Below are 22,714 nucleotides of genomic sequence, written 5' to 3'. Positions count from 1 at the left end.
ATATAATCGCTTGCATGTTGAATTCTCTCACGAGAAGTTCGAGTCTCGGAATCGACGATAGTTTTATGAACTTTAAGTGAAAGGTAGCGCTTGGAATGAGAGTATAAAGATGCAGGTCACCCAACCGGTTTGTGTTGCCGTAGGTCAAGTGACGGCGGGACTATTTACCTAGCAAGGCCATAGTCCCGCCTTGCAACTCAGAAACTAGCGAATACTGCCTCTACGGTTTCCAACAGACGGGTCGCATCTTTCTCTTGGAAGATCAAAGGCGGTCTGATTTTGAGGATGTTGGCATCAGCTCCGGTCGCGGAAATAAGAACGCGATGCTGTCTGAGTCGGTTGACAGCAGCCAGGGCTAGATCCATATCCGGTTGCTTTCCACCCCGATCCTTCACCAGCTCAACGCCGAAGTACAAGCCCGCACCGCGAACATCGCCGATTGCCTCGTAGCGGGTGCCGATATCACGCAGTCCTTCCAGGATGAACTGGCCCATTCTATGGGAGTTCTCCATGAGTTTTTCCTCTTGGATAACATCTAAGGTTGCCTGCGCTGCAGCAATGGCAACGCTATTGCCGCCAAAGGTATTGAAGTAGCGCATGTCACGACCAAATGCGGAGACAACATCCTCTCTGACAACCACGCCTGCTACAGGATAACCATTGCCCATCGGTTTACCCATGGTGACAATGTCCGGATCGACCCCATGGCGCTGGTAACCCCACATGTGGGTACCGCTTCGACCAAAACCGGATTGGACTTCGTCCGCAATGAACAGTCCACCCGCTGCCCGAACTACCTCTGCGACCGGAGCAAGCAGGTCTGTAGGTTCACTGTACAAACCGTCTGACGAGAATAGGGAATCAGCGATGAACGCAGCTAGCCCACCGCCATGACGCTCCATGTCCTCGATTTGACGTTTCACATTTGCCGCCATCCACTCGCCCATTCCCTCACGAGGGATTCGATAAGAGTCCGGCGCGGGTACGACCCTGACGAATGGATCAAGCTTCGACTTGCGGCCCAAGGATGGCGAGAACCCGGCAGTAACCGCCGAGTTACCGTGATATGCCTCAGCTGTGACAATCACGCCAGTCTTGCCGGTATGGTAGCGAGCAATACGCATTGCAAGATCGTTTGCTTCTGAACCCGTACAAGTGAACATAGTACGGCCTTCGCTACCAATACGGCCGTGATGGGTGTTCAGCAGTTGCTCAGCGTAGTTAAGCAAAGGTTTTTGAAGATATCGGGTGTGGGTGCACAGAGTCTGAACTTGCTGAGTTATTGCCTGTACTACACGAGGGTGGCTATGCCCTACAGATACCACGTTGTTGTAAGCATCGAGATATTCGTTACCTTGGCTGTCGTAAAGATAAGCACCTTGACCGCGCGCAATTTCTACAGGGTCAGAGTAGAACAGTCGGTAAGCTGGGCCCAGCAAATCCTTGCGCCGCTCGATGTGCTTCTGAGTGACAGCGTCCAAGTGTTGTACTGCGCTTGGATCCATGCCGTTGGCCATGTCGCCACGGTAGCCTTTCGGAATATTGCTCATGATCATATCTCTTTTGTTGATCTAAAAATTTCAGCTTCGAAGTGCTGAGCACGTTCGGAAGAGGGATGCGTTCTTGGATATCTCCTAGATCTCCAAGCCCGCTACCGTAAGTAATGCGGCTTTCGGATTATTAAATTAGACTTTGACTAATCATAAGCCGGTAGTCCTGGCTGCAGATGTGCTTACTCACGCCATTTGATCGCCCAGTGAAGACTCTAAATGCTTATATTTCTTCGGCTCAAAGACTTTGAGATACCAAGCCCCAATTACTCCAATGGCAAAAGACCCAAGCATCATCGCCTTGAAGATGTAATCCAAGACCCCTTGAACCCCGAGAAGCACATCAAAGCTAGTAAGTGCTACGTAGAGCAAAGGCAACAGCCCGGCGACACTAAGCAGAGGCGCAACGAACGTATGCCAGGGACGGTTATCAACTTTGTTTCGGCGGAAAAATACGAAAATTGCGATACTTGCTAATGTTTGGGTCATGATGATCCCCGCAGCGCCAACTCCTGTAAACCAGGTGAACAAAGTCTCGTATGGGCTCAATTGCATTATCGCAAAGAACGCGACAACTACAGCGACCATCACCGTTTGCACGTAACACGCAATGTGCGGAGAGCGCTGCACCGGATGAGTCAGTGCAAGTGCTTTAGAAATCAGTCCCTGACGCCCAAGTGCAAACAAATAGCGAGCCACGTTGTTGTGGAAGGTGACAATGGCTGCGAACAAACTTGTGATAACCAACACTTGGAAAACCTGTGATGCATATCCTCCAAGTACTTGATTGCTTACATAAAAAATCAGTTCGCCCGATTGCTGCTTCCCAATTTCTACGGCATGTTCTACACCCATTGCGTTGATCAAAAGCCACGCTGTGACGGAGTAAAATACACCCATGAAAATAACGGCCACGTAAGTCGCGATTGGTACTGTTCTTTTGGGATTACGAGCTTCCTCGCCGTAAATGGCAGTCCCCTCAAATCCTATAAAAGATGCGTGAGCAAACATCATAGCAACGCCAATTGCTCCAGAAAACGTTGCATTCAAGCTGAACGGTTCGAACGAGAACGTACTGACAGCAGGTGTGTTGTTGCTCATCAATATCCCAATGTCGAGGACGAGAATTACCGCGGTCTCCAATGTCAGCAATATCGCGAGAACTACAGCGCCAGCATGCAGTCTGCGCAGCCCCAACCATAGACATGCAGCCATTGATGCAAAGGAATATATCCACCATGGTAAATGTATTCCTGCACTTTTACTTAGTAGTTCATTCAAGTAATAGCCAATGCCACCATACAATCCTAATTGAATGGCGTTGTATGAGAAAATCGCCAATGAGGCGGCACCCAAACCAACAGGGCGACCTAGCCCTTTAGTGATATAAGCATAGAAAGCACCAGCATTAGTAATATGACGACTCATGGCGACGTAGCCGAAAGAGAAGAGCAGCAATATTAGGGCTACGGTCAAAAATGCCCCGGCAATGCCGATGCCGTTCCCAGAGCCAATAATGACCGGAAACAAGGCAACCACCACGGTTAGAGGCGCGGCTGCAGCGATAACAAAGAATACTATTCCCATAATGCCGACGCTGTTGCGCTGTAGACCTTGCGCAGAGGCGTTCGCCGATTTTTCGTCTATCGAATGGAGCATCGAGCCCCGATCCGCTTTGTTGCTAATATTGATCGACATGGGTGAAACCTCGTGTGTGATTTTATTGTAAATCGAGGCAGAACTAATTTTTTCTGTAAGGCACTTAAAAAGTGCCTTATCTCTAGTATTTCTTTTTTATAAGGCAATACTTACCCTGAATGTCTTTAGGTGCTAGGGCTCCTCATTAAAAAGTTCTGTTCGAGTGAGTTTTGTGGATACAAACTTAACGTCCATATATTCCTGCAAGCCCCACGGGCCGCCCTCTCGACCAAGCCCGCTGTCCTTCACACCGCCGAACGGGGCCTGTGCGGTAGATGGTGCGCCGTCGTTGATTCCAATCATCCCGTAGTCCAACGCTTCAGCTACTAGGTAGGCCCTGGTGAGGTCACGCGTCCAAAGGTAGGCTGCCAATCCATAGGGAGACGCGTTCGCTTTCCGCACCACCTCTGACTCGCAATCAAAGACGATCAACGGTGCAACTGGCCCGAAAGTTTCTTCGCTCATGATGAGCATTTCTTCGGTAACACCGATGAGCACTGTAGGCTGCACGAATAACCCATCGAGAGCTTTGCCGCCCGCCACCACGGAAGCTCCTTTCCCTATAGCATCTTTGATGTGCGCTAGTGCTTTGTCCCGACCTTGAGCGTCCACCAAAGGCCCGATACGAGTGTCCTCTGAGAGCGGATCACCGACCTTCAAGTCTGATACTGCATGTCCTAGCTTGTCGGCAAACTGATTTGCAATAGAGCGGTGAACGTATATTCGGTTGGTGCAAACGCAGGTCTGCCCCGCATTGCGGAATTTACAAGAAATGACTTCCGCGACGGCAGCATCCAGATCAGCGTCTTCAAAGATGATGAAGGGTGCATGCCCCCCTAGCTCCAGCGACACACGTTTCAGCGTGTTTGCCGACTGCCGATAGAGTGCTTTGCCGACCTCAGTGCTGCCTGTAAATGTGAGCTTCCGAATACGGGCATCATCAAACATGACTTTTGAAACCGCCACAGGGTCATTAGTTGTAATGACCTGTAATGTCCCGGCTGGGCCTCCGACTTTTTCCCAAAGCCAAGCTAGGTACAGTGCAGTCAAAGGTGACTGCTCTGCCGGCTTCACTATTGCGGTGCAACCGGCCCCGAGCGCAGGGGCGAGTTTGCGAGTGATCATCGCTGCTGGGAAATTCCAAGGAGTGATCGCGTAGACTGGGCCTACCGGTTGGTGCCAGCTAGCCAATCTCTTGTCGCCCGCGTGGCTAGGGATTACATCGCCTGCAGTACGTAGTACTTCACGAGCATAAAGCTCAATGAACGAAGCCGCGTACCGCACCTCACCGCGCGCTTCCTGGATAGGCTTCCCCATCTCCATGGAGATCGTGAGTGCCAGTCCCTCGATGTGTTCGAGCATTGCAGCATGCCATGCTTTCAGCAATTCACTTCGCAAATAGGGAGTAGTACGGCGCCAGACTTCAAAAGTGGAGCTAGCTTTTTCTACGGCCTGGTGTGCCACATCAGCGTCGGCTGCAGCGACATTCGCTATCACCTTGCCCTTCGACGGCGAATAAACTTGGAAGAAACGGTCAGTAACTCCCCAGGTTCCGCCGACGAAGAATGAGCATTCAATTGGGGCCGCGTTGTCATTTGGGAAAATTGGGAATTTCATTGGAATACCCTTCGCTTACTTGCTCAAGCGTTCAGTCAAACTACGGAAAATCCGGGAGCGGGCCACTTGATATCCGAGCTTCTGTCCCACTTCGGTTTTCAGTAAGCCATCCAAGAAGCCGCCTTGATTTTTCTTGATCTTGCGACCTGCCACGGTGTCAGAGTTACCTGCAAGGTCGGCCAAAATGCGCTGCGCCGCATTGTGGCCTGGCATTCCGCTGACACCGCCTCCAGGGTGACTTCCTGAACCACAGAGGTAATAGCCAGGTACAGGTGTACGGTAGTGAGCCGCTTCGGGAATCGGTCGCTGGTCGAACAGGTTATTCAAACCGATCATCGATTGATGAAAGATGTTCCCACCCGTGATGTTGTACTCGCGGTGCAAATCCAACGGGGTGATGACATGCCGAGCCAGGATGTGATTACGCATATTGGGGGCATACCGGAAGTAAATTTCGAGAACCTTGTCTGCCCATTCTTCCTTTCTGCTGTCCCAGTCACCATGCGCCAAGTCGAATGGCAGTTGCTGAACACCGAGAGACAACGTGTGAGTACCAGGTTTCGTAGCCAATCCTGGATGTGTCACTGATGGAATCAACGCTTCAACGACCATGTCGTCTGGAAACTCACCTTTCTGCTGAGCCTGCCATGCCTTCTCGTACAATGCTGGAGAGGGCCCGAGGATATTTAGACCTTGGTGTTGGGGGCCAGTAGATCCAGGTTCGAACCCGACGTAGTCGGGCAGGGCGTCTACAAGAAGGTGGATTCGAGCCATAGAGCCGCGCTGGTCAATGTTTTCAGCCGACGCGCGGACGTGTGGCTGCAGAGCTCCATCTGGCAGAAGGCCAACCAGGGATCGCGTAGGATCGGCGCCGGAAACAACTAGCGAGGCGCTTATCGTGTCCCCACTTGCTAGCTTTACACCGACAGCCTTTCCGTCCTCGACCAAGACTTTTGAGATAGCAGCAGACAGTCTAACTTCACCACCATGGGCGACCAGGCCATTGACCATGGACTGACTGATCATGCCCATACCACCTTCCGGCAACCCGTAACGGCCGAATGAACCTTCAAACTCGCCAAGCGCGTGATAACCGTATACGTACGCTGTACCTGGAGTGTTTGGGCTACCCCATGTGGACACAAGCCCCATGAACATCATGAAGCCACGCAGCCGGTCAGACTGGATGTACTTCTGAAGCAACTCTTCTGCCGAAGCTTCCATGAACTCGTCGTAGAGTTCGATCTCACCTGCTGTTTGGAAGATCTCGCGCAACTGCGCTTGGCTGGGAGGATCGCTCAGCTGAATTTCGTGCGTGAGATCGCCGAAGCGCTTTAGGCGAGTGGCAAAGCGCATGAAGCCTTCGCCATCAGCCTTATTGTGCTTTTCAACGGAGCGCAGGGTCTTGTCGATCTCCTGCCAGAGCATGACGTTGTCACCATCATCCCACAGGGCCATTTCCTGCATCGCAGGGGAAACCGAATTCAACCCGAAGCGTTTCAGTTCGAGATCGTCGACCACCTCAGAACGAAGCATCATCTGAATGTACGAGCACGAGGAGAAGGTTGCTCCGGGTATCAGCTCTTCAGAAGTGCAAGCGCCGCCAATGATGTTGCGAGCTTCTAGGACAACTGTCTTCAAGCCTGCCCGCGCAAGGTAGCTAGCGCAAACCAAGCCATTGTGTCCTGCTCCAATGATTACCGCGTCGAACGTTTCATGTGTCATTTTCATGATCCCCATCAGAACCATAATGTGAGCCAGTGCCCTTGGTGGAAGTGCCGAGCGCGGGCCGCTTGTTCCTGTCAGCTTGGCAGGATCAGCTTGAATACTTGGTGATCTGTGAACGTGTCGTCAGGATTACCCACAAAGTTGCCGGTGACGGTGCCCGATGCGCCTTCAAAAATCCCGCTACCGCCTAGCACCCGCCAAGTGATCGAACCGGTCACGTAGCCATTTGGTTGAGAAATGATCTTGCCTGGAACGGATGTTTCAACCGTTAGTTCACTGTCAATGCCTTTAAAATACACCTTGCCGCTTTCATAGCTGGTGTCGCCTATCACAGTCACAACAGTGTCGAACTGGGCATGCTTCGCTGGTACCTGAAGGGTGCCTTCGTCGTCCAACGCACTCTCATCAGTGGACGCAAGGACAAGCCCATCTGCTCTTGAGCGCACGACCCCTTGAGCATGACCAATCGGCTCGCCACGACCGGTGAAATAAATGACCATAGTGTAAGTTTTCATATAGCACCCTCAGATTGGCGGCAGGTGTTTCGAAGGCAGGCGGTTGCATCCTCACGGCGGATGGCGGACAGTCTTTCTAAGCCCTCCCAAGCAACTCCTGTATTTTTTAGAATATATTCACGATTCTCCGGATATCGTCTTGCTCGAAATTCTGTAATAGCTACAGCCACGCAGAGGCGTGTAATTATTAAGTCATACAGCAGATTGATTTCTTCGTCTTCCAATGGCAGGACGCTGTGGTAAGCACCGACCAGCTCTGCCACTTTACTAAGCGGGTTTGGCCCAGCTGTTTGATAGCTGGCGGCAATAGCAACATCGTTCACCAAAGCGGTATAAACCATGTCACCAAAATCCAGAATCCCCGATACGACATCCGTATCGTTTGGGTTCATCAGTATGTTGTGCGGGTTGTAGTCCGCATGAATGACCTGATGCCTAACTTTTTCAAGTTTGCCCAAAACATTCTCGACAAAATTATCCAGGCCTTGGCGGACAAGATTCCAGCGCGGCTCATCAACCGTGGTGCTGGCGTCTGGAAGCATTGCTCGGCAACTACCTGCCTGTTGAATATTCCATGCAAGTTCACGGATTGCACCCGGATGATGGAAGTCCTTCAGCGCAAGCCCGAGCTTAGCCAAACTGACACCGACATTGTGAAGCTGCCTAGTGGTGGTCGGCGTACGGGCCAGAGCCGGCCCTTCCAAAAATCGCGTCAAGCATGCGGTTCTTGGCGGGTTCTCGCCTGCCTCTACACTTATCACCAATGAACCATTGGTCAAAGGCACAACACCCGGTAACGGTAGGTCAGGTGCATGGCTGTCGATCCATTCCAGTGCAGACACTTGCAAGTCAATAACAGTCGGATCATCCGCGGGGTTAGATAACCGCAATATAAAACGCTCGCCCTGTTTACTGGAGATCAAGAAAAGCTCATCTCGCTCACAGCTAATACGCGAACTGTTGCTATGTAAACCCCAATGCTGATTCACCAGTAGGTCGATTTCAGCAAGTGCGGTGGGCGACACACTGGTCGTCATATTTTTATATGACTTCGCAACATTGCTTTGAGTCATCATAATCTCGCCAAATCTAATCTCAGGGCGAATGGGAGCACCAGCTGTAATAGCCAAGTGCTCCAATCGTTTAAGACGCAGGGTAGAAAGTTAGTGGTCAGTCTTCGAAGTTCATCATGACGTGACGGATCACGGTGTAGTCTTCCAAGCAATAAATTGACTGATCTTTACCGTAACCGGACATTTTCATCCCGCCGTGAGGCATTTCGCTCAGCAGGGTGAAATGTTGATTGACCCAAGTAGTACCATATTGAAGTCGGGCACTTACTTTGGCGGCTGTTTTCGCGTCACGTGTCCAGACAGAAGAGGCCAAGCCGTAACGACTGTCGTTAGCCCACGCCAAGACCTGATCCACGGTATCGAACTGAGTAACCGAGACGACTGGCCCGAAAACTTCCCGCTGAACGATTTCGTCTTCTTGGCGCGCACCGACTACCAAAGTAGGTTCGTAGTAGAAGCCATCGCGAGCCGGTGCTTTACCGCCTGTTACGATGGAGATATGTGATTGCTGCCGCGCACGGTCGACAAAACCGGCAACACGGTCACGCTGACGTTGGCTTACCAGCGGGCCGAGCTCAGTTCCTGCCTTATCCGTGTCACCCAAGCGAATAGATGTCACGGCTTCTTGCAGCTTGCTTACCAGGATGTCGTGTACGGAAGAGTGCACGTAGATTCGGCAAGCGGCACAGCAGTCCTGGCCAGCGTTGTAGAAACCAGCAGCGCGTACTGTCTCGACTACTTTATCCAGATCCGCGTCAGCCATCACGATGACTGGCGCTTTACCACCCAACTCCAAGTGAGTGCGCTTAAGGTTGCTGGCCGCGGCTTGAAGTACCTTCTGGCCGGTGGTTACATCGCCGGTCAAAGACATCATAGCTACGCCTGGATGATTACCAAGGTAGGCGCCTACGGTGTCACCACGACCTGCCACGATGTTAACAACGCCTGGTGGCAGCATTTCTGCCAGCAAAGCACCAAGTTTCAGTGCTGTGAGTGGAGTGTTCTCAGAAGGCTTCATTACCACGGTGTTCCCGACGGCGATTGGAGCGAAGATCTTCCAAGTGGCCATAGCGAGGGGGAAATTCCAAGGTGCAATGGCGCCAACGACACCGACTGGATCCCTACGGATGATGCTGGTGTGGTTCGGCACGTATTCCCCAGCCGCAAGGCCACTCAGAACTCGGGCTGCGCCGGCGAAGAAACGGATGTTGTCCACGACACCTGGAATCTCGTCCTCAAGCATGCGTTCGTAAGGCTTACCAACGTTCTGGGATTCAATGGTTGCGAAAGCAGCACCTTCCTGCTCGATTCGATCTGCGATCTTCAGGAGCAACGCGGCCCGCTTGCCTGGGGGAAGTTGCGACCAGGCTGGAAACGCTTGACGCGCAGCAGCAACTGCTTCGTCAACCTGTTGTTCCGACGCTTCGTTGACTTCACCAAGAACTTTGCCGGTCGCGGGGTTGAACAGGGTTTCCGCTTTGCCTTGACCGGGCACCGCGCGGCCGTTGATCAGCAGATCGGTGATGAAAACGGGTTGGTTGCTCATGATAAAACCTCTTAGAGACATCGAATCAGGCACGCAGTTCGTGCCTTCGTGTTGAGCCAATTTATGACAGAATGGCTAGATCCGGTATGTCCAATAGGGAATAGGTTGTATGTCCACTTTTGACCCCAATCTGCTTTCGGAACTGATCCTGCCAAGCTTACGTTCTGACCCAAAAATCTCGCTCCAGAAGCAGATTTACAAAGCGTTCCAGCAGGCCATTTTGTCTGGAGCCTTGGGCGCCGGGCACCGGCTGCCCTCTACTCGGCAGTTGGCGCTGGAGCTAGGGGTATCTCGGATCACGGTGACGCTCGCTTACGACAAGCTAAGCGCCGAAGGCTATATAGCCACCGCTAAAGGCAGTGGGACATTCGTGACGGATACACACCCACTGATTCATCGAGAGCTAACCGCTGCACACCCGGAAACGCGGGATCTTGATGAATGTGGCCTTTCCACACGAGCTAAGCGCCTGGTGCGAAGTACCCATGGAGGTAATCAGCAATCAGGAGCTTTCGTGCCGGGCATTTCGGACACTCTTCACTTCCCATTCCACCTGTGGCAGCGGATGCAGAATCGCTACACAAAAAAACCACATTCCGCTCTAACTGGGTATGGCACCGGCGGCGGTTACGCTCCCTTACGCCAAGCTCTTGCTGAGTACCTGCAAATTTCCCGTTCGGTTAAATGCACGCCCGAGCAAGTAATCATCACCATGGGCACGAATCAATCGCTGGATCTGTGTGCACTGATGTTGGCAGATGCGAAAGACGTCGCATTGATAGAGGAACCGTGCAACTGGAGCACTGCTTTGATTTGGCGCGCCGCGGATCTTCAGGTCGAAACCCTAGGGCTGGATGAAGACGGTTTGAGGCTGCAGGACTTCCCATTTGCAGACACCCAAGCTTCACATCATCCGAAATTGGTGTTCACGACGCCATCGCACCAATACCCAATGGGCGGCGCGATGAGCCTGCAAAGGCGTAGGCTTCTGATCGAGCTGGCGCGGCGGTATAACTTCTGGATCATTGAGGACGATTACGACAGCGAGTTCCGGTATGACACAAACCCACTGCCGTCCCTGCAAGGTCTTGACCACCACGAGCGGGTGATCTACTTGGGCACATTCAGCAAGGTAATGTACCCGGGGTTGCGCATGAGCTACCTGGTCGTCCCTCAATCGTTGGCGCAGTCGTTTTCGAGTGGACTCAACCAACTTTTTCGCCCCGGGCAGCTGAGCCTTCAGGCCGCAATGTCGGACTTCATTACAGAGGGATATTTTGCAAGCCATGTCAGGCGTATGCGGGGCATCTACGCAGAGCGCCAGCGCGAGCTCAAGCGATCACTCGATAGTCACTTCAGAGGCTCCATTCAGATCTCCGGAGGGAATGCAGGACTGCATCTGACTACCCGTTTCAACAACCCGGTGGACATAAGCCGGATGACTTCATTCTGTGATTCGAAGGGGGTTGCCCTCAGGGATTTATCGCTTTATTACCAAGGCAAGAGTCCGATGGCAGGCTACGTTTTAGGCTATGGCGGTATCGCGACAGATCAAGTGGAAGCGGCGGTTCAAATAATGGCTCAAGGATACGACCTAGCCACGCGTTAGCGTCGGTGCGGGGGGATCCATGACGCTGGGGACTCACCAGTCTTACTGGATGCGTGGACTTTAAGCCCAACAACGAATGCTTCGTCCGGACACCTGAGCGTGACTCGCCTTGATGCAGTCTTCGTGCCTGCACGTAGACCGCTGGCATCACTGTATGACCGGGAAGAAGGTTTCGATACGGTCTGTAGAAAGGACGGGCTCCAAGTAGACCATCTTCTCCCTCAGTGCGCATCAGGCGGCTACGGTAATAGGTGATACAAGCAGGTTGCTGGCTTACCGGCGTGGTATCAATTCAATGTTCTCGGCGAAAAATTGGACTTAATGAGTTTTTAGAATTGGACGTAGGCTCGGGCGACAGATTGTCATAGCTTGTGGCCATGAGCGAAGAGCTCAGTACTGCTTCGTTAGCCCGTACATACTCAGCTGATCTCATGGTGGCCGGTTATTAAGATACTGCCATCTACAAAAGTTGGTTTTAAGAAGAGCTACAGCTAGTACTGCATCGCACACCTTCCTGAGTGAATCTCAATCCGTCTTGAGTATCTATATTTTGGCCAACCTATCAATTAAAATCCGTATCGCGGGGCTAGCGGGGTTGTGCATGCTAGGAACCGTTGGTGTACTGGCTTCATTCTCCATTAAAAGTATTAACGATGTTGCGCTGTTTGCTAATGAATACAGTTCGAAAACCTTGGGCGATAGCGCTATCCAGTACATGCAGGAACTGGGTAAAGAGCAAGCCCAGGCCGTGAGTCAGCGCTTTTCATCTGCTCAAATTTTCGGTGATGCATTAATGCAGCAGGTTAGATATCACCGTCTATATAGCCAGAAGCTGGAGATGGATCCGGTATCGACCAGAAAAGGCTTGAGCGAGCTCCTTCTATATCAAGTTAAGTCGAATCCTACCTTGTTGGGTGTAGGTATTGGATTCGCACCCAATGCTCTAGACGGATCTGACGCAGCGTTCGTGAACAACAAAGATGCAGGGGGTAACGAATCGGGCCGATTTGCTTCATATGCGTCGACGCAAGTGCCTAGTTACATAATGAGCGATAAGGAGATGGCAGATGATGGTTCCCCAGGCACCTTCTGGTACACATGTGCGATGAAGAATGGAAAAGATTGCGTGACAAATCCGTATTCATTCACTAATCCGGAAGGCGTGACGACGTTGATGTCCACGGTCTCTATTCCGATTCTAGACGGAGAGAATCGCCTAGGTGCAATCTGCATCGACTTAAGCCTCAGTAGTCTTCAAAAGATAGTCGATGACTCAAGCCAGAGGCTCTACGGCGGCGAGTCAAAAATAACCTTTATCAGTGCGGATGGCGTAGTGGCAGCGCGCAGTGGGGAGCCCTTATCTGCAGGGAAGAAATTTCTGCAAGTCGATCAGGTCACAGGTGAACAAATCACTAAGCAACTTGGTAATGCAGAGCTTGCGGTGGTTAAGGCTGTAGGCCAGACAGCGGTGATGGCGCCGTTTGCCCCTATCCCAGGCGGTGGTAATTGGACAGTGGTGATCCAAGTTCCTGATTCACTACTCTTTGCATCCTCTAATTCACTACGTGAAAAGCTGAGCGAGGCAAGTAAAGCGGCGACCACTTTACAGGCTGTTGTCGGTTTGGCCGCAGCATTGCTAAGTATACTAATCCTATGGATGATGGCGGGTACGATCACCCGACCAATCTTGCGCGTAGCTAGCGTTTTCAAGGACATAGCTAGCGGCGGTGGTGATCTAACGCGTCGGGTAGATTACGATCGAAATGACGAAGTTGGAAATCTTACCACTGCCTTCAATGAGTTTCTGGATAAGCTTCAGCCCATCATCCGACAAGTGAGCCTCTCTGCTGATAGCACCCGAAAAACCGCCAGCGATGCAGCCGACATTGCTACTCAAACCAGTGCGAGGATGCAAGATCAGTTGCGGGAGATTGATCAAGCGGCTGCCGCATCCCAGGAGATGAGCGCAACCTCCCAAGACGTAGCTCGTAACGCAGCTTTGGCGGCAAACGCAGTGCGGCAAGTTGATGCTGCAACGAGGCAGGGGCAAACCACCGTAAACCAAACAACCGAATCAATCGCAAAGCTCGCATCTAAACTTGATCTAGCTGTTCAGCAAGCCGAAAGCTTATCTGCAACCAGTTTGAAAATAGGTGGTGTGCTTGACGTAATTCATTCCATAGCTGAACAGACAAACTTATTAGCTCTCAATGCTGCTATCGAGGCTGCAAGAGCTGGTGAATCTGGTAGAGGGTTTGCTGTTGTAGCCGATGAGGTGAGGCACCTGGCGAAGCGTACTCAAGACTCAGTCGCAGAAATTCAAGTGGTAATTGAAAAATTACAATATGGTACCGGAAGCGTGGTTTCCTCGATACGTGACAGCCACACACAAGCCGGAGAAAGCGTCAAAACTGTTGAGGTCACTGTTCAAAAATTCCAGGATATCAACCAAGGAGTAGAGGTTATTAGTGATATGGCGCTTCAGATTGCGAGTGCAGCGGAAGAGCAAAGTGCGGTGTCAGAAGAGGTCAGTCGAAACATCTCGGCGATACGAGACGTTGCACAGTCGCTGACTATTAAGGCTGGGGACTCTGCTAGCATGAGTCAGTCCCTTAGTCGCCTCGCAACTGAACAGAAGGCGCTTATGTCAAATTTTCAAGCTTAATCTGATGATCCAATAGGATGGTGCTATGAAAGGGTTCCAGCGAAGTCGTAACCAGGAAATGGAGCGTTTGTTGGATGAGATTGGTAGGCTCTAAAATCAGTTCTCTTCTGCAATTGCAGCGGTGTTAGGCGGCTCGCATAGCCGAGCTCGAACGGCGTCCTGAATCGCTCGACCAACTGAAAACTGAATTGCGCTAAGTCAGATTCTGAAAAAGAAAAATTTGTTCAATCAGCTATTAGCAAGCCTAGATAGTAGTGTGAGCGAAATGAAAACGTTGATTACCACTAGCGTTTTAGTCTGGCTGATATTGCGTCTTGAAGGCTGACCATGAGTCACTATGCCAGTGAGCGGTTAGATGCGATGATCTCTGAATCGGGTCAGAGCAATACTCAGTCATACCAGCAGGAAGCCTGCAACTGTTGGGTCTCATGCTTTTGAAGCGACAAAGGTCTTTACCTGCGGTACTCAACCGTTTCTCAGCGTATGGAGTGTGCCCGAAGGTAACGCCGATCGAGCACTTATACATTCTGATTCTGCTCTACAGATTTTCAATCTGCTTACGTTCAGCGCAATCGACTAAAAATACGGGACGCAATGCGCTCTAATAAAGTGAAAGCTCGCGACATTACGCCCTCAGGTTTTACAGTTAACTCTTGCTGGTCTTCTAGCCCTGCATCTACTGAATTGAGGCGGGTGCCGTCTATAGCGAAGCTGAAGCCGTTAGGCATTTCGTCCTGTACATGATATCCCCTGATACCGACGACAGAATTGAGTGAGTGCATAGACACCTCGAATGCATGAAATGGTAAAAAGGGTGACATAGGTTGTATAGCAAAACTTCTGCCAAGTGTTCCACTTAGTGATTCAGTTATCTTGATTTGCGAAACGTTGTGAGATCCGTTTAGGATTGCCAATCCTCAAAAAGCAAGACACCGGCATAAGGCCCGTGTTGTGTCATTGCGTCGTATTCACCTGACCAAGTGATCTTTGTTATCGAGCCAGGCGATCTGGTCATTGGCGATGACGATGGCTTGCTGTGCGTACCGTTTGATCTTCTGAACATAAGGCTTACCGAGCGAGCTGCATCCAAGTGGCTGGAGCAATTGGATTGTCCGCCTGGAACCGCTCATCTTGTTCTTACCCGATTAGAGCATGAGGCACCAAACAACTGGCAGCTGGAGCTGAGTCGGCAGAGCATGAAGTTGCTAGTCCGGTAGGCCGGTTATGAGCTCGTGATCTTGCTGACAAACCCTGCCGCGTGCCAACCGCTACAAGCGGCTTAGGGATGTTGCATGGGAGGTGAGCGCTGTGCGAACAGCGCTCAGGATGCAAGAGGCGCTACGGGAGGCCTGTCTAGCGCTTGCCCATTCGACACCGACACGGCAAATCGTTGAATACGGCAGTGCCTTCGAAGAAGCGTTCTGGCTGCCCGGTGATCTCGAGCAAGCCAACAGAATGTATCGTCGGGGCGTTGGCAGCCTGATTCACTACGATGTTCAAAACGGAGGTCAGCTGATCCACACCTTGCGGGTGTTCCTGGAGCGGAATCGCTCGTGGCGAAAGTCCTCGCAGAGTCTCAATGCTCACAAGCAGACGTTGATTTATCGTGTGCGCCGGATTGAGGAAATCACCGGGCGATCGTTGGACGACACGGAAGGCGTGGTCGAGTTTTGGATTGCGTTGCGTTCGATGGACATAGCCGCAGAATCACATCCATAGGCCATCGTGTGTAGGTGAGCAGGGGAGACCGATCAACAGGCCGAACTCCCCTGAGAGAAGCTAGCCGGCACCAATTTTTTCAAATGGCAATCCGAGTCCTTTCGGTTGTAGTGCGGGAGTTAGCGTCTTAGACGCTTCAACAATCGCATTCAGCATATATGGCTCCATAGGACTTGCCTTCCGCAGCTTGGTGTCAACGTGGAGCATCATATGTTCCCCTGTCGCCACTGTGATATCTCTACTGACATCCACGACATACGTGTACAGGTGCAATCGAACATCATCGAACCCGATGATTTCCGTAAACACCTCAAGAGAGGTGCCAACTGTGCATTCTTTCAGATTTCGCTGCTGACCCTGGACGTTGAAAAAGCTATAGCCTTTGAGTCGATACTCTTCTGTGAAGCCTACCTTCCTGAGGAACACCTCTCCTGCATCGGCCATGACTTTGTAATACTGCCATTCAGTCATGTGACCGTTGTAGTCGATCCAGTCTTCAGGAATCGTCATTTCCAATGCCTTAAAGGCATTACCCTGCGGTAGGTCGTTTGCAGCGACCTCTGGGAGAAGGGTGCTCATCATCAATCCACCCCTAGGATGTCATTGTCCATTTCGATGAAGTCGCCCTTGGAAACATTTATCTTCGCAACGACCCCGGCAACTTCGGCAATGATGGACTGCTCCATTTTCATCGATTCCATGATCGCTACGACGTCGCCTGCCGAGATCATATCGCCTTCGCTTACAAGCATTTCCAGGATGAGGCCCGAAAGCGGTGCTTTGATACCTACTCGATAGGTGGGCGCTTCTTCCTCTTCCACCTTAAACGCCTGTGCATCGTTAACTGGAGGCTCCCGGCCTGGAACGTTTACTTGTTTGTAAGCTAACGCCGCCTCGCATAGCGTAGGGAGCTCTGCGTCAATCCAGCGGGTATAAACTTGAAAATCTTCAGGTGACGCTGCGACGAACTCCGCTCGGTCGAGGATAGTTCTGTGAAGCGGTAGGATGGTTTTGATCCCTTCAACTGAAAGCTCAGCCAACGCACGTCGTGAACGTGAAATTGCTTCTTCACGGGTGCTACCTGTGACGATGATTTTACCGACCAACGAGTCGTAATACGGCGGGACTGTGTCGCCTTCGAGGTAGCCGAAATCGATACGCACGCCAGGCCCTGCAGGTAATTGCAGTCGTTTTATTTTCCCAGGAGCAGGGGAGAAATCTGCCCACAGGTCTTCTGCGTTCAGACGAAACTCAATCGAATGTTGCTTGATGGTTGGCAACACGATGTCCAGTCTTTCACCCTCTGCGATCTTGAACATCTGACAGATGATGTCTACACCCGTGATCTGCTCGGTGACTGGATGTTCCACCTGGACACGCGTGTTCACCTCAAGGAAATAAATATCACCCTCAGGGGTAACCAGGTATTCGACCGTAGCGGCCCCTTGGTAGTCGACCGCCTTAAGAATCGCGATCGAGGACTCGGTGAGTTGGGACACCTGGCGATCACTCAAAAACGGAGCAGGTGCCTCCTCGATGAGCTTTTGTTGGCGACGCTGCAGACTACAGTCCCTAGTGGAAAGCACCACAACATTGCCGTACTGATCGGCAAGACACTGCGTCTCCACATGGCGTGCACGCTCCAGATATCTCTCTATAAAACACTCAGGTCGGCCAAATGCGATTGTCGCTTCGCGAACTGCGGCTGCAAACTGTGGCTCCAGCTCCTCAAAGCCACGAGCGACTCGCATACCACGACCACCTCCGCCGTTCTGGGCCTTGATGATTACGGGGAATCCGTGTTCCTCAGCAAATGCCTTGGCTTGCTCGATAGTGAGATGCCCGTCGTCTACGGACGGGAGTAATGGTGCCCCCACTTTTTTGGCGATGCCACGGGCTGCAACTTTGTCACCTAAAAGATCGATTGCTGAAGCAGACGGCCCAATCCATTTAAGGCCAGCGGCCTCTACGGCTGCCGCGAACTCTGCGTTTTCAGACAGTAGTCCATAGCCTGGGTGCACCGCGTCCGCGCCGGATCTCGCAGCGATATCAAGGATGGCTTGCTGATTGAGGTAGGTCTGAAGCGGTGAGGTTCCGCTTAATGCGTGCACTTCATCCGCTAGTCTGGCAAACAAAGCTTGGCTGTCCGCTTCAGATGCAATGGCGATAGAAACGTAGCCGGCGTCTCGGCAAGCTCGGATGATACGAACGGCAATTTCGCCTCGGTTGGCCACTAGAATCTTTTTCACCGTACTCTCCTACAAGTCAGTTGTTAACAAGAACCGAAGCGCTGTGCTTCCAGGTAATCCAGGCGGGTTGGCCAGGGGTAGGGATATCTGCTTTTGCACATTCCACAGTCATGTTGCCGCCGTTGCCCGTGCTGATCGTCACTAGGCTCCGGCTTCCCAAAAAGAGCTCTCTTTCAACAACTACTTGAATAGGAGTTACAAATTCTTGGGATGCCACGTTCGAGGCTTGGAAGCGCAAATCTTCAGGCCGAACAACAACTGCCAGGTCGCCTTGGCCTATCTGAGCTTGAGAGTTCGCTATCTCTAAAGCGCCCAATGCCGTAACCGCACTGACGCGGCCGTTACCCAGACGATTTACGGCGCTCACATCAATCAGGTTCGCCTCACCCAAAAATTTGGCAACAAACCGCGAAACCGGTCGGAAGTAGAGATCACTAGGGGAGGAGTACTGCAGAATCTCACCATGGTTCATGATCGCCACGCGGTCGGAGAGAATGAAAGCCTCCTCCTGATCGTGCGTCACATAAACGGCCGTGATACCTGTGCGCTGCTGCACATCCCGCAGGTCTGCGCCGAGCTGCTGACGAAGCCTTCGATCCAAGGCACCCATTGGTTCATCTAGAAGTAGAAGGGATGGTCGATATGAGAGTGCACGGCCAATCGCGATGCGCTGTTGCTGACCGCCACTAAGTTCACCCACCAGTCGTTCAGCGGCGTGGGTGAGCTCGATGAGTTCCAATACCTCTTTGACCCGTGCTTTTCGATCAGCGGTTGACCATTTATGCAGCGTCAACGGGTATTCGATGTTTTCCGCCACATTCATATGGGGAAAGAGAGCGTAGTTTTGAAACACAAAGCCGATGTTTCGAGACTGCACAGTGAGTTTGGTGACGTCAGAGCCACCTATGAAAATTTTTCCCGTAGTCGGCGTGATCAAACCTGCAATGGTGCGCAGCAGAGTCGTTTTACCAGAGCCTGATGGGCCTAAGAGGGTGCAGAACTCTCCGTCTGCGATTTGCAGGCTGGTCTCTTTCAGCCCGACATGACCGTTGAGAAATGTTAGGCCGACACCTTGAATATCGATGCTATTGGCTTTCGCTTTCATCTGGGCTGGAGCAAGTGAAGCTGCTGGATTTTCGGGCGAGCGCTGAAGCGCTGTTTGAGAAACTGCCATGGATCCTCTCCGCTTATTGGATTGTGATTTTTGAGGATGGATACGCATGGGGGCACTTGGCACCTGCTCCCCACCTTGATCCTTTGTACCTTGGGCTCCTGATTTATTCAAGACAGCTGTATTAAAAAAAACCGTAGATGCTTGCTGGTAACGATTTTATTTGGTACATCTGTAATACATAAACGGTCATCAACGGTCGCGAGGGTGGGGTTATGAAGCAGATTTTCAAACAATTACAAACAGTTGGGATTTCTTCCCTCTTCTGCTGCGGGGTGGCTCACAGTGCGTTTGCAGCCCCGGTTCTTCCAGATGCGGTTCGCTCTCAGCTTTCTGGTACGGTGGTTTGGCACGACGCTTCTGGTGGGGCCACTACCCGATCCAGGGATGAGACAGTCATTAAGGATTTCACTGAGGAGACAGGCGTCAAGGCTAAAGCCGACTTCAACTCAGATATGACCAAATTCTTTGCGACGATGGATAACGGTGGGAAAGTGCCTTGGAGTCTGGTTGAGTTTCCGACAAAGGGCGACTTCTTGAAGGCGAGAGACGCTGGCTACCTTGAAAAGCTCGATCCTTCGATCGTCGATACCTCCAAGCTGCGCCCTGGCTCATATGATGAGTATGGGGTTGATGTTTTGCGGTATGGCATCGTGTTTACTTACAACACGAAGAAATTCACCGCTGAAAATGCACCCACTAGCATCCGCGATCTCTACGATACGAAACGCTACCCCGGCAAGCGCTGCCTGTTCAAATACCCGCAGTTTGGTGCCGTTATTGAGTCGGCTTTGCTGGCAGATGGGGTAAGCCCTGAAAAGTTGTATCCTCTTAACCTCGACCAGGCCTTCAAAAAGCTCGACAGTATCAAATCCGATATTGTGTGGTGGTCGAACGGAGATGATGCAGTGCGCTTGCTTTCTAGTGGTGAGTGTTCAATGGGGGTTGCCTGGAGCGGCAGGGTGTACGGCGCTGTCGTCAAAGACAAAACGCCACTTGCCATTAAGTGGCAAGATTCTCTCTACGCAGAAGCCGTCTATGCCGTGCCCAAAAATGCCCCGAATGCGAAGGCAGGCCAAGCCATGATTGCGCATTACATTACAGATATTGAAGGACAAAAAGCTCTTGTCCAGTCGATCCCTTACACCACCGACATCAAGGCACTTGATGAGAATTCTTACGGCCCTGCTCTGATCCCATGGATTGTTGCTGGTGAAAATCAGAAAGTGGCAATTCATGAAGACGCTGAATACTACTCAAAAAATATAACCGAACTCGTTGACCGGTTTAATCGCTGGATTTCTCTAAAGTAAGAGGCTGCTGCACATGCCAAGAATTGTAGATCATGAAGAACGGCGTCGTGAAATTTGCGATGTTTTGCTTGACCTCATTGCTGAGGTCGGGGTGCCTAACGCAACCATTAGAGGGGTGGCGGGTCGTTCGCGATGGTCTGTTGGTGTGATTGCTCATTACTTTGCTAATCGACAAGATTTACTTTTGGGTGGATTGCGTCGTGCGGCTGAAATCCTTGCAGAGCACAACACTTCCATTATGCAGAGCTTGCAAGGATTGCAAGCTCTAGAGCAGATTTTGGAGGGAAGTATCCCGCTGGATAAGCGACGGTTAGCGCTCGCTCGCATTTTCTTCTTTTTTTATGTCGAAGCCATGAATGATGAAAAATTGCGGAAAGAAGTTGAAAGCTATCTATTCGGCTGGAGGAAGTCGGTAGCCCGAGCAATTCATCAAGCTCAAGCGAAAGGCGATTTGCCTGCGGAGTTGGACGCGATACAAGTATGCGCAGACCTAGTGGGGCTAGCTGATGGTATGAGCATACATGCGCTATTAGATAGTCGGGTAATGCTGCGTTTGCGTGAGCAATCGCCAGTTCGCTTTTGGATTCGTCGTTTAAGTGATCGGTCTACGACTAGCCTGGATGACTTTTCACTTCCAGTCCCGGGAATTAGCGTAGTCTCCTAAAAGTAATTATATCTTCGCGAGATCTGCAACATGGCATATGCAAGTACATCGGAACTTGGATGGACGGTCTCGTCAATTCTAGGCGATTTCGGGCCCCAGGCTTTGCATAAAAAAAATGCATTGGCATTAGTCTGGGAACATGGTTCGAGAACATATGAAGAACTCAGAAATAGAGTTCTGCGGATCGCGCAAGCATTGCGTCAAAATGGGCTGCAAACAGGTGATCGCGTGGCCTCGCTCCTCTTTAATCGCGGGGAAATCTTTGAGCTCTATTTCGCATGTGCCCATGCAGGTTTGACGTTCGTGCCGATTGGTTTTCGGCTGACAGCCCCGGAGATTGCGTCAGTCATCGAAGACGCCGAGGCAAAATTTATCTTCACCGAAACAGAGCTGAACCATGTGTTAGATCAGGCTGTAAAGTCACTTTCTTATCAGCCGTTAAAGTTGGTTCTTGATTCAGATAAAGGCGGCGCCGCTTATGAGAAGTTTGTAACTTCTACCTCGCCTATTAATAAACCGATCGCCACCGACGTCCAGATGATCCTGTATACATCAGGCACTACAGGAAAACCTAAAGGCGTCGTCATGCGTGGTACGGCGGTGATGTGGGCAGCTCTACAGCAAGTCGCACAATTCAAATCATTAGACAACAAAGCAGTTATGCTGCTCAATGCCCCGATGTACAACACTGCCGCGATGAACGAGAGTTCAATCCCGACATTTTTGGTTGGGGGCACAGTTGCTATACTTCCTAGTCGGGGATGGACGGCAGAAAGATTTTCCTATTTCGTAAATAAATGGAAAGTTACTCATGCGCTTGTGTTTCCTTCCATGTTCAAACTTCTGTTCGAGCACGATAATACTTCTACATTGCATCTTGAAACTATGAAATGGTGGTATACGGGGGGAGAGAATTGTCCGCCTGCATTAGTGGCTGAGGTTATGAACCGTTGGTCGCACGTACATCTCGCAATCGCTTACGGTTCAACCGAATCGGGAATACCAACTCTGATCGAGGGTGACGATATCGTTGCCCATCCGGGTTCTGTAGGTCGCTGCACACCCGGTCAAAGCATCAGGCTTCTAGACGCCGAAGGCAATGATGTTCCAACGGGTGATGTTGGTGACGTCTGGACGTCCGGGCCGGCTGTAATGCAGAACTATTGGCGAGCACCCGCTCTAGATGCTGAGACCGTTAAAGACGGTTGGTTGAAGATTGGCGATCTGGCACGAATGGATGAGGACGGGTGGATCTACATCGTAGGTCGTAGCAAGGATTTGATTATTTCCAAAGGTCAAAATATCTATCCTGCAGAAATCGAAAATGCGATCCGCCATTTCCCTGCTGTATTAGACGTTGCTGTAGTTGGTCTTCCTGACGAAGAGTACGGTGAAACAGTCTGCGCAGCTGTTGTGCTACGAACGGGAATGACAGCAACAAAAGAAGAGATTTTATCATACGTACTACAGCGATTAGCATCTTATAAGAAACCTAAATACATCGTATTTGTTGAGGGTTTCCCTATCAAGAACTCGACCAAAGTTGACAAAAACGAACTGGCCAAAATTTGTGCCGAAATACTCTTTGTCTGAGCGA

16 protein-coding genes and 1 pseudogene are annotated in these 22,714 nt (G+C 51.3%); 7 read left to right on the top strand and 10 right to left on the bottom strand.

Going from position 1 to position 22,714, the window contains the following annotated elements; all coding sequences use genetic code 11:
* Positions 1-197 precede the first annotated feature (197 nt).
* From K5K95_RS26275 to K5K95_RS26245, 7 genes are all read right to left on the bottom strand, one after another.
* Entirely contained in the window at positions 198-1,556 is a 1,359-nt protein-coding gene (locus K5K95_RS26275; RefSeq protein WP_222586791.1) for an aspartate aminotransferase family protein, read from the bottom strand.
* Positions 1,557-1,736: 180 nt separating this feature from the next.
* Positions 1,737-3,248, bottom strand: a complete 1,512-nt coding sequence (locus K5K95_RS26270; protein ID WP_222586790.1) for an APC family permease — start codon at positions 3,246-3,248, stop codon at positions 1,737-1,739.
* A 132-nt stretch (positions 3,249-3,380) separates the two neighbouring features.
* Positions 3,381-4,865 (bottom strand): NAD-dependent succinate-semialdehyde dehydrogenase, encoded by a 1,485-nt coding sequence (locus K5K95_RS26265; RefSeq protein ID WP_222586789.1) that lies wholly within the window; start codon positions 4,863-4,865, stop codon positions 3,381-3,383.
* 15 nt (positions 4,866-4,880) lie between these two features.
* Complete coding sequence (locus K5K95_RS26260; RefSeq protein WP_222586788.1) at positions 4,881-6,596, bottom strand: phytoene desaturase family protein; 1,716 nt, start codon at positions 6,594-6,596, stop codon at positions 4,881-4,883.
* Positions 6,597-6,667: 71 nt separating this feature from the next.
* Positions 6,668-7,108: a hypothetical protein gene (locus tag K5K95_RS26255; RefSeq protein ID WP_222586787.1), complete on the bottom strand. Its 441-nt coding sequence runs from the start codon at positions 7,106-7,108 to the stop codon at positions 6,668-6,670.
* Positions 7,105-8,238 (bottom strand): phosphotransferase, encoded by a 1,134-nt coding sequence (locus K5K95_RS26250; protein ID WP_222586786.1) that lies wholly within the window; start codon positions 8,236-8,238, stop codon positions 7,105-7,107. Before K5K95_RS26250 ends, K5K95_RS26255 begins: the two co-directional genes overlap by 4 nt.
* A 40-nt stretch (positions 8,239-8,278) precedes the next feature.
* Positions 8,279-9,727 (bottom strand): gamma-aminobutyraldehyde dehydrogenase, encoded by a 1,449-nt coding sequence (locus K5K95_RS26245; protein ID WP_222586785.1) that lies wholly within the window; start codon positions 9,725-9,727, stop codon positions 8,279-8,281.
* Between the two features lie 109 nt (positions 9,728-9,836).
* On the opposite strand from K5K95_RS26245, the gene K5K95_RS26240 reads away from it, so the two are divergent.
* From K5K95_RS26240 to K5K95_RS26230, 4 genes and pseudogenes are all read left to right on the top strand, one after another.
* Positions 9,837-11,336, top strand: coding sequence for a PLP-dependent aminotransferase family protein (locus K5K95_RS26240; RefSeq protein WP_261398074.1), 1,500 nt, complete (start codon positions 9,837-9,839; stop codon positions 11,334-11,336).
* A 601-nt stretch (positions 11,337-11,937) separates the two neighbouring features.
* Positions 11,938-13,095: pseudogene (locus tag K5K95_RS33690) on the top strand (hypothetical protein); the annotation flags it as partial.
* A gap of 150 nt (positions 13,096-13,245) precedes the next feature.
* Positions 13,246-14,001, top strand: coding sequence for a methyl-accepting chemotaxis protein (locus tag K5K95_RS33685; RefSeq protein WP_409999741.1), 756 nt, complete (start codon positions 13,246-13,248; stop codon positions 13,999-14,001).
* Between the two features lie 1,326 nt (positions 14,002-15,327).
* Positions 15,328-15,720 carry a helix-turn-helix domain-containing protein gene (locus K5K95_RS26230; protein WP_222586783.1) on the top strand — a complete coding sequence of 131 codons (393 nt, stop codon included), beginning with the start codon at positions 15,328-15,330 and terminating at the stop codon, positions 15,718-15,720.
* A 60-nt stretch (positions 15,721-15,780) separates the two neighbouring features.
* Here K5K95_RS26230 and K5K95_RS26225 read toward each other — a convergent pair whose 3' ends face one another.
* Genes K5K95_RS26225 through K5K95_RS26215 form a run of 3 tightly spaced genes read right to left on the bottom strand, consistent with a single transcriptional unit; the run spans position 15,781 to position 19,143 of the window.
* Complete coding sequence (locus tag K5K95_RS26225) at positions 15,781-16,302, bottom strand: thioesterase family protein (protein WP_222586782.1); 522 nt, start codon at positions 16,300-16,302, stop codon at positions 15,781-15,783.
* Positions 16,302-17,969: an acetyl/propionyl/methylcrotonyl-CoA carboxylase subunit alpha gene (locus tag K5K95_RS26220; protein WP_222586781.1), complete on the bottom strand. Its 1,668-nt coding sequence runs from the start codon at positions 17,967-17,969 to the stop codon at positions 16,302-16,304. Before K5K95_RS26220 ends, K5K95_RS26225 begins: the two co-directional genes overlap by 1 nt.
* A 16-nt stretch (positions 17,970-17,985) precedes the next feature.
* Positions 17,986-19,143 (bottom strand): ABC transporter ATP-binding protein, encoded by a 1,158-nt coding sequence (locus K5K95_RS26215; RefSeq protein ID WP_222586780.1) that lies wholly within the window; start codon positions 19,141-19,143, stop codon positions 17,986-17,988.
* Between the two features lie 212 nt (positions 19,144-19,355).
* On the opposite strand from K5K95_RS26215, the gene K5K95_RS26210 reads away from it, so the two are divergent.
* From K5K95_RS26210 to K5K95_RS26200, 3 genes are read left to right on the top strand one after another with little or no spacing between them, the layout of a single operon-like run.
* Positions 19,356-20,453 carry an extracellular solute-binding protein gene (locus tag K5K95_RS26210; RefSeq protein ID WP_222586779.1) on the top strand — a complete coding sequence of 366 codons (1,098 nt, stop codon included), beginning with the start codon at positions 19,356-19,358 and terminating at the stop codon, positions 20,451-20,453.
* Between the two features lie 13 nt (positions 20,454-20,466).
* Complete coding sequence (locus K5K95_RS26205; RefSeq protein WP_222586778.1) at positions 20,467-21,117, top strand: TetR/AcrR family transcriptional regulator; 651 nt, start codon at positions 20,467-20,469, stop codon at positions 21,115-21,117.
* Between the two features lie 30 nt (positions 21,118-21,147).
* Positions 21,148-22,710 (top strand): class I adenylate-forming enzyme family protein, encoded by a 1,563-nt coding sequence (locus K5K95_RS26200; RefSeq protein WP_222586777.1) that lies wholly within the window; start codon positions 21,148-21,150, stop codon positions 22,708-22,710.
* The last annotated feature ends 4 nt before the right edge of the window (positions 22,711-22,714 follow it).

Source organism: Pseudomonas sp. DR48 (assembly GCF_019823085.1).
Classification (GTDB): Bacteria; Pseudomonadota; Gammaproteobacteria; order Pseudomonadales; family Pseudomonadaceae; genus Aquipseudomonas.
The sequence above is the reverse complement of the archived record's forward strand: the minus strand, read 5'-3'. Positions and strand labels throughout refer to the sequence as shown.

Excerpts from the sequence above, each read along its gene's own strand:
- K5K95_RS26230 (WP_222586783.1), top strand. The coding sequence starts at position 15,328 with ATGCAAGAGGCGCTACGGGAGGCCTGTCTAGCGCTTGCCCATTCGACA.
- K5K95_RS26225 (WP_222586782.1), bottom strand. The coding sequence starts at position 16,302 with ATGATGAGCACCCTTCTCCCAGAGGTCGCTGCAAACGACCTACCGCAG.
- K5K95_RS26275 (WP_222586791.1), bottom strand. The coding sequence starts at position 1,556 with ATGATCATGAGCAATATTCCGAAAGGCTACCGTGGCGACATGGCCAAC.
- K5K95_RS26245 (WP_222586785.1), bottom strand. The coding sequence starts at position 9,727 with ATGAGCAACCAACCCGTTTTCATCACCGATCTGCTGATCAACGGCCGC.
- K5K95_RS26265 (WP_222586789.1), bottom strand. The coding sequence starts at position 4,865 with ATGAAATTCCCAATTTTCCCAAATGACAACGCGGCCCCAATTGAATGC.
- K5K95_RS26215 (WP_222586780.1), bottom strand. The coding sequence starts at position 19,143 with ATGGCAGTTTCTCAAACAGCGCTTCAGCGCTCGCCCGAAAATCCAGCA.
- K5K95_RS26240 (WP_261398074.1), top strand. The coding sequence starts at position 9,837 with ATGTCCACTTTTGACCCCAATCTGCTTTCGGAACTGATCCTGCCAAGC.
- K5K95_RS26255 (WP_222586787.1), bottom strand. The coding sequence starts at position 7,108 with ATGAAAACTTACACTATGGTCATTTATTTCACCGGTCGTGGCGAGCCG.
- K5K95_RS26205 (WP_222586778.1), top strand. The coding sequence starts at position 20,467 with ATGCCAAGAATTGTAGATCATGAAGAACGGCGTCGTGAAATTTGCGAT.
- K5K95_RS26210 (WP_222586779.1), top strand. The coding sequence starts at position 19,356 with ATGAAGCAGATTTTCAAACAATTACAAACAGTTGGGATTTCTTCCCTC.
- K5K95_RS26270 (WP_222586790.1), bottom strand. The coding sequence starts at position 3,248 with ATGTCGATCAATATTAGCAACAAAGCGGATCGGGGCTCGATGCTCCAT.
- K5K95_RS26260 (WP_222586788.1), bottom strand. The coding sequence starts at position 6,596 with ATGAAAATGACACATGAAACGTTCGACGCGGTAATCATTGGAGCAGGA.
- K5K95_RS33685 (WP_409999741.1), top strand. The coding sequence starts at position 13,246 with ATGCAAGATCAGTTGCGGGAGATTGATCAAGCGGCTGCCGCATCCCAG.
- K5K95_RS26200 (WP_222586777.1), top strand. The coding sequence starts at position 21,148 with ATGGCATATGCAAGTACATCGGAACTTGGATGGACGGTCTCGTCAATT.